The 11,440-nt window shown below is 41.7% G+C and carries 7 protein-coding genes and 1 CRISPR repeat array; of the genes, 1 reads left to right on the top strand and 6 read right to left on the bottom strand.

The features are described 5' to 3' along the window. Positions 1-182: 182 nt before the first annotated feature. The 5 genes from JF818_RS11715 to cas9 all read right to left on the bottom strand — a co-directional run bounded on the left by JF818_RS11715 (position 183) and on the right by cas9 (position 8,675). Positions 183-1,298 carry a hypothetical protein gene (locus tag JF818_RS11715; RefSeq protein ID WP_198892188.1) on the bottom strand — a complete coding sequence of 372 codons (1,116 nt, stop codon included), beginning with the start codon at positions 1,296-1,298 and terminating at the stop codon, positions 183-185. 389 nt (positions 1,299-1,687) lie between these two features. After that, positions 1,688-2,518: direct repeats of the CRISPR family, unit length 36 nt; unit sequence GGTCAGTAACCCTACGAGATAACACCTATCTCAAAC. 98 nt (positions 2,519-2,616) lie between these two features. Next, positions 2,617-3,294, bottom strand: coding sequence for a type II-A CRISPR-associated protein Csn2 (gene csn2 / locus JF818_RS11710; protein ID WP_198892187.1), 678 nt, complete (start codon positions 3,292-3,294; stop codon positions 2,617-2,619). Further along, positions 3,291-3,596, bottom strand: a complete 306-nt coding sequence (gene cas2 / locus JF818_RS16695) for a CRISPR-associated endonuclease Cas2 (RefSeq protein WP_198892186.1) — start codon at positions 3,594-3,596, stop codon at positions 3,291-3,293. The genes csn2 and cas2 overlap by 4 nt, the downstream gene beginning before the upstream one ends. Before the next feature lie 10 nt (positions 3,597-3,606). After that, positions 3,607-4,479, bottom strand: coding sequence for a type II CRISPR-associated endonuclease Cas1 (gene cas1, locus JF818_RS11700; RefSeq protein WP_198892185.1), 873 nt, complete (start codon positions 4,477-4,479; stop codon positions 3,607-3,609). Beyond that, positions 4,476-8,675 (bottom strand): type II CRISPR RNA-guided endonuclease Cas9, encoded by a 4,200-nt coding sequence (gene cas9 / locus JF818_RS11695; RefSeq protein WP_198892184.1) that lies wholly within the window; start codon positions 8,673-8,675, stop codon positions 4,476-4,478. The genes cas1 and cas9 overlap by 4 nt, the downstream gene beginning before the upstream one ends. A 582-nt stretch (positions 8,676-9,257) precedes the next feature. Here cas9 and JF818_RS11690 point away from each other — a divergent pair. Then, positions 9,258-10,298, top strand: coding sequence for an acyltransferase domain-containing protein (locus tag JF818_RS11690; RefSeq protein WP_198892183.1), 1,041 nt, complete (start codon positions 9,258-9,260; stop codon positions 10,296-10,298). On the opposite strand, the gene JF818_RS11685 is transcribed toward JF818_RS11690, so the two are convergent. After that, the coding region (locus tag JF818_RS11685; protein WP_198892182.1) for an FAD-dependent oxidoreductase at positions 10,291-11,440 on the bottom strand (1,150 nt) is incomplete at its 5' end. The two genes, JF818_RS11690 and JF818_RS11685, sit on opposite strands and share 8 nt — an antisense overlap.

Genomic DNA, 11,440 nt, shown 5'->3' with positions numbered 1-11,440 from the left:
TTGTGAAGCTTTGGGGTGAGCGTGAGTGAGGTATCAGCCCAAGATGGGTTATGGGTCTGTGTGGTGGTATCGTACAGTGTGGTACGAGGATGGTTTGATTCAATGCTTCCGAGGAGGGTGACTCCATCGGTGTAGTCCATGATCGTGTACGATGCTGAGGCTTTTGCCATTTCCTTTCTCTCCTATATATCTACGTGACAGGCAAAGACAGACCTTCCCACCACGTCCTGCGGTGTAATCTCAATGATCTTCTTGCCGATTGCTTTGCTTGATGTATTCCATGCTGTATCTGCTACAACATCACCGCTGGTGCGTTCCCAACTGAACAGAGAAGCGTCCAATTGGCTTGTAATATCCTCATCCCCTTTCCATACGGTTGCAGACATGGTTGTATACGCCTGACCATCCCTGAAGAGATTTCCGTTGCTTGAGAATATCTGGACTGATACCGAATCTTCACCGTCCTTACCTGGTACTTCCTTGGAGAGGGAAGCGATTCCGTACTTTGAGAAGTACATGGTGTCACTGTAGAGGTGCTTGAAGGTACACATGAAAGAAGCCGCACCATATACAAGGTCGTCTATGTTTACAATGATTGACTTGCCTATGATTGAGTTGTCGCCTCTCCACGTACCATCAGCTACCCTGTCCTCTGATACCCTGCTCCAAGTGAAGTCTGTCTCCAGATATTCATCAGTGACCTCAACGCCTTCTTGGTACAAGACCACTCGCAAGGTGGAGGGTGAGCCATCAAGGGGAACAGTAATGCCTGTGGAGCTAAGCACGCTCACATTAAATTTGGTACGGTAGTCCATACCGTTGAGCATTCCTGTCTCCAGTCTAAACAGGGTTTCATCAAGGGTTGCCTTTGCTGTGTAATAGGTTTCAAAGAGCGTAGTGATATTCTCCATCCCTGTGATATCAGTGTTCTCCGACATCTGTGTGGGATCGAGTACGATATTGAGATAGTTCTCCAGTTCGTCATAAGCGGTAAGGACAGCGGCTACCACATCGGATTCACCAATGCCATACTCTGTGACTTTCTGTAGGGTGAAGTTTTTGGAGGAGGTGAGGTTGTCCCATTCCCTTTCAAGGGAGCGTTTCTCAATGGGAGTGATGATGTTGTCCACTCCCATATCCTTGAGCTTTTCGTAGAGAGCAGACTTGTCTACAGACAGCAGCTTGAGTCCGGCCTTGTTCAAAGAGTCTATCGGTCTCTTCTGAACCTTGCCATTAATCAGCTTTATATTATCTGCATAGATTGTCTTTCCAAGCCTGTCGTCAACAACGGTACTCACTGTATCCTCCACGTAAAGTGTAGGTACAGACAAGCCCTCTTACATGATTGGAGGTAACGAGGACAGTGTACATAAAAACGTACAGTGTGCAGTGTAAATCTGAACTCACCGAAAAAATGGATGAGTCGAAGTTGCTCCAAATTTGGTCAATTTATATGATTTTTAATTTTAATTCGTTACTGGATAAAAAAAAATTGCCCGCTTTCGGCAAAACAATACATTAGATACAAAACAACAAAGCCGGATTTTCTCTTCCACAAGATAAAACCGGCTTTGTTGCACACACCTACCTCAAACAATCCACGCACCCGTGATGGGTCTTATAGAGTAAGATTTATAGAATTTTAATAAATCAAATATTACTATACAGTAAATAGCAATATTGCTTCAGAGAGACCTTTTCTTAGATAACACCTATCTCAAACCCTACCGGGGGGGGGGATGGGCCGAACAACCGGGGTCAGTAACCCTATGAGATAACACCTATCTCAAACTCTCCCTCACGGTCACCGATATCCCTGAGCGGTCAGTAACCCTACGAGATAACACCTATCTCAAACGTCAAGACTGATTGAAGGATCCTTTGTATCGGTCAGTAACCCTACGAGATAACACCTATCTCAAACCATTGCCGTTGACCCTGCTGTAACAGGAAAGGTCAGTAACCCTACGAGATAACACCTATCTCAAACTATAAGAGCCTAGCAACGCCACCTTTTCCAGGTCAGTAACCCTACGAGATAACACCTATCTCAAACCCAGAGAGACGAGGTGGCTTGGAGAACCGTGGTCAGTAACCCTACGAGATAACACCTATCTCAAACCTGATTCCTTCATTGCATCATCACGCTCGCAGTCAGTAACCCTACGAGATAACACCTATCTCAAACGGATACGGTAGACAAGGTGTTTATCTTTGAGGTCAGTAACCCTACGAGATAACACCTATCTCAAACAACCGTGGCCGACATCGCACGCATGGAAGGGGTCAGTAACCCTACGAGATAACACCTATCTCAAACGTAATACTCTGCTGTTGCATTCCAGACTGCGGTCAGTAACCCTACGAGATAACACCTATCTCAAACCAGCAACGCTCAGCCGCCTTATCAACTATAGGTCAGTAACCCTACGAGATAACACCTATCTCAAACCCATCAAGACGCTCGAAACCAAGGATTCCCGGTCAGTAACCCTACGAGATAACACCTATCTCAAACCTCAACAACACGCGTATTTTGATGTTTTACAACAGAAGTCTGATTTATGTAAACATACGTTGGCTGTTTTAGTCTGAGCATTTTTAATCTTTCCTTCTCTAGAAAATTTCACATTGATCTACATCTATTATACTATATTTTTCTTTATTATCAAAGGGTTTACGGTAAATACTCTCTAAAAATAGAATATTACATTTCATTCCTTGTACAGTATTAACGAGGTAATTGAGCTCCTCATTCGTAAAAAAGCTTTTTGCATTCACAAAAACAAAAAGGCTTTTTGCCAAGTACTTGTTTGCAACTTTTACATACGTTACAAGATTTTCTATTGGACTGGGATCACTAAAATCGAACATAAAACTGAAAACTTTCAGCAATGTACCGGTATCTATCTCATCCTTATAGATGAGCGATTCATCAGTATCTTGCATAATTATCAAAGCGTACTGGAATAATGCAGATTTAATCTGAGCTGTTCGTTCGAAGAAGTCTTCCTGGTTGGCTACCATTTTTAAGTATTGCAATAATTTTGTAGCGAACTTTTTATTATCATCAGCACACACAAACGGATCAATAATCAGCTCACATGCAAACGCAATATCTATGTCTTTAAGATTATTCTCTGATAATACAAACCCACCATCTTCACCCCGAATTTGTGATTTCAGATCAGATACTAGCCTGTTCATGACAATAGGAGATTCAACAACGAGCGTATAAAACGTTTCACAATCGAAGTATATTTGTGTCTCTATTTGGTTATGGATGAGTTTCATAAGATCACCAACCTCCTCATGTCTGAAAGAGTATCAGACTGGACTTGCCCTACGATGAACTCAATGTTCTCATATTGCTTTTCACTAATCACCATAACCTGAACGATGCCCTCCTTGACTTCTTGACTACGTATTTGGGCCTTCAAGAATTGCGCTGCAGTTGGATTCAATACTAGCTTTGAATAGATTGATTCCTGCAACATGACAAAACCAGTACCAATCAGCCATTTTCGAAACTTCCGATAAGCTTTCCGTTGTAGCCGTGTTAAAACAGGGAGGTCAAACATTACAATCACTCTCATAAACCGATGCCTATTCATATTCCATACACTGAATCAAATCGAGGTTCTGTTCACTTAATGCTTCCAAAACACTACGACAATAGGTTCCCAGCGCATTCACAAATTGAATTTGCTTATCACCTATATGCACCTTACAATTCAGAACATCCACAAGACGCATTTTTTGAATACTTGTGAATTCTTCAATGGATCCCCACGACACAACCTCCTTGTCAATAAGCGATCGTAATGGCTCAATAAGGTCACTTGAAAGATTGAACTGATTAAAAGCATTATCATGAAATATTCCGAGCTGGGTAAGATATCCATTGATAACGATTTCCCTGTTGATCGCAGATAAAAGAATTGTATACCCATAATTCAAGGCAGCGTTAATCGGCGAATCCTTATTCCTAGAGAATTCATTACCAAAGATTGCATTAAAATATACTTTTGCTGCATGCGCTTCACGGTTTGTCCTATCTCCAGTGGTTATTGAGTTTGTATAACCTATAAGCTTCTCAGCCAAGTCAGGTCGTGTCTGTTTTAATACATTTGCTTGATTTGTAATTTTCTCGTGAATGATTCGTGTCCATACCTGGTCTTTGATCTCTTTCTTCCAAGCAATCTGACTTTTCACCTTTTCTGTCACATTATGACAACCATACAAAGGAAGAACATTACTCAATGGATTACGATGATTGTCACAGAAGATAATATTAATCTTGCGTTCCTGTAACTGTGCAACCAACATCGCAGTCAGAGATACTGCTGTCGACTCTATCATCAACGTGTGGATTTCACTTAAATGAATTCGGAGCATCTCAGTATCTCTAACTACGAGATAGTTCATTTTGTATTCAAGCTTAGCCCGTTTTGAAACAACAACGATTCGCCAACTCATAACTCATATATGCGTCTTGTTTTAGTAAAAATACCCGTCGGAGATTGATGAATCAACTTAGCTTCTCTATCGGTAATCTGAGACTGGAATTTTACAATACCAGAACTAGCTCCTCCTCCTAGTTTCGTTAAATTTGCACTTTCCGGGGTGCATGTAAAGAGATTAATTATTTGAACCAGCACTTCACACTGTGCCTTAATTTCCAAAGACTCAAATGTAGATTTTTTCTCTTCCAAGAATTTTGCCTGATTCGCTGGACGATACCTATAGATAGAATCTCGTTCCTTGGCTAACAGTTGTTCATACAGTGAGAGATTGTCCTGTTTGCTAATATGAAGACTCTCGGCAAGAATCTCAGCATTCTCTTCTACTTCGGTATCCTTCACCTTCTTCAATAGAGAAAGGTATTTATCTATCTGGGCAACATAGTCATATTTCTCCTCATTCAATACTAATTGGACTGCACTATTTGCAAGAACCTTAGGTTCCGTAGACCCGCTCAAACTCATATGGAAATTGCGAATAGTGACTAATTGGTTTTTGAGTAATCTAGATTCCAAGACTATAGGGTTATGAAGATTTAATTCTTCCACACAGTATTTCGCAAAAGCATTAGCATCCTGTTTGAACTGTTCAGCATAAAGGATGGGTACAGGAACTAATTGCCTCACTGGCTTCCCCTTTTTCTCATGCTCAACTAATGCAAAGTAGGCGGTCGCAGGTGCGTTGTATCCTCCATACTTAGTAGTATCTAGTAGGATCTGACTCGAACCTTTCAATGGAAGCAGATTTTTTTTCTTCTTTAGTGGCTGTAGCTTGAATAGAGCTCCTGAGACCTCCACTGCCTGCCTTGTCACCAAAACCTGATGATTTTGCAATGTTCTTCTTACCGTAACAATCGTTCCGGTTTCTTGCTTCTCACTTTTTGATTTACCTCTATTGGCTTCATACCTTTCATCAGCAATCCAGGCCAATCTACCGTTACGTTGAATAGAGCGTGAGAAAATATTACTGGCATTGTAAAACTGATCCCCTCTTCTCAACTCCTTGATAAAGTTTCGGGCATCAGCAGTGAACTTGGTATGAAAAGCATTCCCAACGACAATATTCAGATAAGCATCATGTGCATGGTGATGATCATTTACCAGTCTTGATTTCTTAATTTCAAAGTCAGCTCTGAAACTTGAGACGTTCCTGGCTTTCACATACACAATCTCAGTCTTCTCATCCTGGAATAGGTTCTTCAAGATACTCGCAACAACCTTGGTACTCTGCCTTGTTTCCACCAATTGTCTATTGATAAAAGCAAAAAGTTCTTCTTCATTTAGAGGGGTTGTCCGGGTGAGCCGAGCATATTTCTCCTTGGAAATAAGACTACGGTCTAGCAGCACGTTCCAAAATCCAATCATCGTATTTTGCCAATGAGAACTAATTGGATAGCTATTGCCCTTCTCACCGTTACATGTCTTATGGGCAAGTACCCTATTATTCAATGAGTCGTCTTTAATAAGCGACTGAGGGTAGATATGATCAATATCATACAGCTGAGTATTATTCATCTGATCGAGTTCGATTTTACCCCCACAATAAGGACAACGGCCCATCTGCGTGTAATAAAAATAGAGTCTGTCATTCCTTAACTCAGCATCGGTCTTTGTTTCAAGGCTTTCCAGTAGTGCGTTATTAAAAGTAATATCATTCTTGCAACGATCATAGAGTATACGAAGGCTCTCCTTCCGGCTTGTGGTTCGTTTTTTCTCACGTTCTTCACGAGCCATCTCTACAAACACTCTCTTAGGTGCTTTTCCCATTACTTTTTTCAGTTCATGTACAACGAGAAGCGTTTGCCAGATCTGTCGCTTGACTGGAGGGGAGACAGAAAGCGGTTTGACCAATGATTCGTAGGAAAACTTCGTATTGATGAGTGTTTCATTATTGATTCTCTGAATCTCATCCAAATAGTCGTATTTACTGCTCAGCAGCTCCATGAGATTCTCATTCGTTTCCCACATCATATGAATGATTGAGTAGCCTTCACCGGTTGCACGATCTACATGATAGATATCTTCAAGAAAAGCTCGTGATAAACGACCCCACCCCTTATAATTCCTAACGAGTTTGGTAATATCATCAATTTGTTCTGATGTAAGCTTCTCATGAAGCTCTTGTGCTATTTTCTCCTTTAGAATTGTTGCATCATCAACATAGTAGGCCTTCCACTCAATAATCTTTTCAATTTCATCTTCAGAAAGAATCCTTGCTTCAAGGTATGGAGCAAAGTCAATGTAGCTCTTCAGAGAATTTGCAAACCCGTTATCAATCCCCTCAATCGTTGCTACATCTCCCTTATTTACAATGTTGTTAACCACTAAGAATTTCTGAAGCATCTTTAGGGTAATATTTTTCTTCCCAGATTTGAGGAACAACTCATCATAAAGTTTCTGCTTTAGATCAACTGATATTGGCTCTCCATTTATCTTGAGATTATTCAATTCATTCAGAACCATATAGCGGTTGTAGAGGAGAGAGTATTTAGGCAATACCTCCTCGTTAAACAGGTAGGTACAGGAATTGGTCATCCTTGTGATAAATTTCTCAGCTGAGGCATTTTTATCAACCACTTCATACCAGTTCCAAGGGAAGATTGGAACATCTTCCTTCCCCTGTTGTCGTACCATCCAGCAGAAACCTTCGTTTCCTCCTTTTTCCATATGGGAAGTATTGAGAGGTCCTACATAGTATGGAATACGGAATGTCAGCATGCTCACAATTTTTTGATGTGGAGTATACCCATCAGCATCAGGTATAGCGAGGAAAGGAAAATAGTGCTGAGCATTATCAAGTATGACCTGAAGCTCTTTCAGATGTAGTTGGTGGGGTATCACCCTGTTATCTCTTACTCGCTGTTTTGGAAGAGCACTCTTCTGCTCAAGCTTTTCCAGCATACTACCCAAAATGCTATCTTCATCATTCTGATAAGGCTTAAGGAGATTGTATAAATACTTATTCACGTCCTCTTGCAAACATTTTCCTTTAAGATCAACCTGAACCTTCTTTCCAGCTTTATTTCCTGTTCCAATATAATGAGCGTAGTTATTCTGTATAGAAGGATCCTTGAAAGCCTTGTAGTATGCACTGCCTGCATACTTCTTTACCAATAGTTTCAATTGTTTCAAATCATTCTTATGTTCTGCATAGCTGGATACTTTTGCATCACTGATAAACTTCTCTCCATTCAAGATATCTGACAGGAGTGTCCAGTTATATATTCCTTCAAGCGTCTCAATCAGTGCATATTCCTCTGGCTCAAGCAATACCTCAATGGATTCTTTCTTGTCTTCAAAACCTTCTTTATCAAATTCGATTCTATCCAGTTCGCTCTCTTTATAACTTTCGTTTTCAAAGAGCGAGGAGAGTAAGAACGGAGTCCCTGAGAGCGCTTTTATCAACTCTGCTATAAGCTTCTTTGGTGTTTCTTCTATCTCTTCCTCTGTTGTACGGGTGAGTGTGAGTACCTTCATTAGCTCATTCTTTTTATCTGTTCTCCTTTTCTTCTTCAGAATTGACCCTACGCTTTCAGGAGAACAAGAGACATGGAGAACGCATTGGAGTGAGTCTTCTACATTCTTCAACAATGCATCGAACAGAAGATTGAAAGACGAAACACTTTCCAATGACTCCCCTGGGAATAAAAAATGCCCCCTATGCTTCAGTATGCTATGGATTGCAAGATAGAGAATCCTAATATCTGGTTTCTCTTCAGGGTGATGAATAAGATGACTCCTCAGATGAAAGATAGTTGGGAACTTTGCAAAATAGTCTGTATCTTTGAATGACTCATCATTAAAGAGTATAGATAGAAAATGCCCACTTCTGTCTTCGGTATGATACGAGCTTTCTTTCAATCGTTCGAAAAAATGAGGGTCTACTTCATCAATTTTATCTTGGAAAATTTCTTTCAAAAGTCTTTGTCGTTGCAGCCTTCTCTGGTGTCTACGACGTGCAGCACGGTGAAGCCGTCTCTCAGCAGCAGTATCTGCAGTATCAAAGAGCCTTACTCCCCAGAGATGTTTCCGATGTTTTTTAACCAGCTCATATTCTGCATTTGTTACGGCCCAGCCTACAGAGGCTGTTCCAATATCAAGTCCAAGGTAGTATTCCGATTGATTGGAATCTTTGCTGACAGCTGTATTCATCTTGACATCTCCTCTTTATTGGTGTAAGACTTTACTCAACACCTAGTGTTCAAATAAAAATTTATTCAAACCGTCCTTCGGGACCACGCGATGTGCGTACATGGAGCTTGCTTTACAGCAAGCTTCTTTGTTTATGAGCCAAATTATACCACTCAAAGTACTGGTTTACCAGTTTAATCACTAATAGCTATGGTAACCCATATCCATTAGTTCTCTCTTTCCATTTGCGTAGAGCAATCTACGCAAATATTGCGTAGATTATTTCTAACACTCCACCACATATACAATGAAGGGAGGACACCAATTCAAGATTTCTCCCACTAGCACTTTAAGCAATCAGGCGATAACAGGACGATGGGCAGGTTTCAATCCACGTATCCATTACAGATACGACTACTATATGCCCAAAATATTCCAGTAGAAATCATAGTATTGAGCAATCGCTTAACTCATTAGCAGTATCACATGCTGTGTGTGTCATATACTGTCACACTGGAAGAAAATTTTTTATTTTTTTTAGTCAAGAATCCCTTTATCAAATTATCACTTGACCCTACTCCCATCCTAAGGCAAGCTCAACTCATGGACAGCAATGTATTTGGGTTAGGCACACACCAGCTTCAGGCTATTGATGATTTTCTGCGATCAACAAATTTCGGCAGTGACCATACACAACGGGTCGCCGATCTCACTGCCTCTATTTCAAACAGGGATACCAGCAAGACTGCAACAATCTTAAACGATGCACTCCAGAGCTTTGGCGCACTCTATCCTCTTGCACTCATCCTTGAGGTAGAGGATGTAGTCAAATCAGTGTATGCTGATGCTGGAATAGACGATGCTGTCAGGGATACAACCTTGCGTGATGTACGCCTCTGGGTGGACCAGTACGCATCCCAACATAATGGAGCTATTGGATTAGACCGAGTATTCTGGATCAGCAGGCATCTCTGTGCAATTATCCTCCACCTTGGCCGGTTGCAGTTTGAGCCTAAGGCATTTGGTTATCCCTATCAGATCTTCCAAGACTCAAAAGATGATACGATGATTATCGTTGCGGGTGGAGGCCTCTCCTGTGATGAGGATGGGTATCTTACAGAGGATCAAAATGCAGCGTTTCAGACCACACTACTCAAGGATGCAAATCACTTCTCTGGTCATCTAGTGGATCCTGTGCAGGGCAGAATCGAAATACAAACTACGCAACTGAATCTGCAAGATTACCGCCTCATTGTGGATAGTGAGACAATAGTACTACATCTACACATACCCTCCGGCAGTCCTCTCACCCCGTCATCTATTGACGAATCACTAGCTATGGCGAACACATATTTTCCATTAATTTCTTTTATTGTTTGTTCCTCTTGGCTCCTAGACCCTGCCTTGGATTTAGTAACCAGCCAAGAGAGCAACACGAGGGACTTCATGCATCGCTTTAAAAAATTTCCGGTAATGCATGACGTGCCTCAGATCTATGAACGGGTCTTCGGCTTTGGAATGGTTGAAGATGATGTTCTTTCTTTCAAGGCAACCACCAGCTTGCAGAGAATGGTACAGCAAGCACTGAAAAATGGGGTAAAGTTTCATACTACAGGTGGATATTTAACTAATCTCTCTAATTAATCGTTTTCAAATATGAGCACACCCTCTCAATCTCTACAGCCTCTTCCCTGATACAGGAAGACTCAAGAACCTTATAGGTGTCCATTGTTGCTGATTTTAGCAGTCTCTTTGCACCCTTGTAGTTTCCCACTGTCACCCTTCGCATGATCCCTGGTACATCCAAGTCTGTACCCTCAGAGCAAGTTGGATGCTCGCAATAGAGACAACGCCTGGCAGCAAGCCGGATTTTTCGGAGCTCTAGGCTATCTTCTGCAAAAAGCAGGTCCCTCGTAAAGGGAGGGTCGATGAGTCGCACATACTCTTTCTGTGTGTTATCGTAAATGAAAGGTTCAAGAGAGCGTTGCTTCAGTACAGCATTTGCTGCAGCAATACCACTGGTTGTTACAGTCGGTGTTCCGGTTCCCATGACTGTGGACTCACCACAGCAAAAGAGATTTGAGAACTCTGTTTGTATATGGAGTCGCTTGAACATGTGATTTCCCAGCATCTGCTTTGGACCAGCTACCGCGCCTCCATTTTTCATGGTGTACCGCTCGATTGTCTTGGGTGTGGCAAGTTCAACATGCCTTACATGATTCCTGATCTCTGGCCAACGCTTTTCCAGGACGGTGAGCAGACGGTTGATCTCCTCTTCTTTCCGTTGCTTATAGGAGTCTTCATCAAGGGGAGACCAATCGGCAAACGATGGGCCGATTGCCATCACCACGTGTGCATCCTCCGGGCAGATGGTCTTGTCATCCACACTCGGAATATAGACAGTCACTTCCGCTTCATCCAACGCATCAATGTTCCCGATCAGCATCTCTACAGCAATGGTCCCGTCATCAATGGCCTCTTTATCTACCAAAAGATATAAGGCAACACTTGGGTAGGTAGGCACCTGTTTTTCTGCCCACGTTCTTCTTTTTTCAGTCGTGGCTTCTGCAGGTAATAACTTTCCATATAAATTCCATACAGTTCCACTATAGATAATCTGATCAGCTGTTAATGCTCTTCCATCAGCAAGATTCACCCCGGTTATAGTTCCCTGAGCAGTATCAAATGCCACTACTTCAGATTTATTGATCATCGTCCCGCCATGCTCCTCGATGACCTTCTCTAGTTTTCCAGTCAGGAAGAGCGTTGAACCAGCGGGATAATAA

This window comes from Sphaerochaeta sp. S2, from assembly GCF_016406725.1.
In the GTDB taxonomy this organism is placed as follows: domain Bacteria; phylum Spirochaetota; class Spirochaetia; order Sphaerochaetales; family Sphaerochaetaceae; genus Sphaerochaeta.
Note: the sequence above shows the minus strand (reverse complement) of the source record. Positions and strands in the feature narration are given on the sequence as shown.

Bases quoted from the DNA above. Each gene is read 5' to 3' on its own strand.
- cas2 (WP_198892186.1), bottom strand. From the start codon at position 3,596: ATGAGAGTGATTGTAATGTTTGACCTCCCTGTTTTAACACGGCTACAA.
- csn2 (WP_198892187.1), bottom strand. From the start codon at position 3,294: ATGAAACTCATCCATAACCAAATAGAGACACAAATATACTTCGATTGT.
- cas9 (WP_198892184.1), bottom strand. From the start codon at position 8,675: ATGAATACAGCTGTCAGCAAAGATTCCAATCAATCGGAATACTACCTT.
- JF818_RS11690 (WP_198892183.1), top strand. From the start codon at position 9,258: ATGGACAGCAATGTATTTGGGTTAGGCACACACCAGCTTCAGGCTATT.
- cas1 (WP_198892185.1), bottom strand. From the start codon at position 4,479: ATGAGTTGGCGAATCGTTGTTGTTTCAAAACGGGCTAAGCTTGAATAC.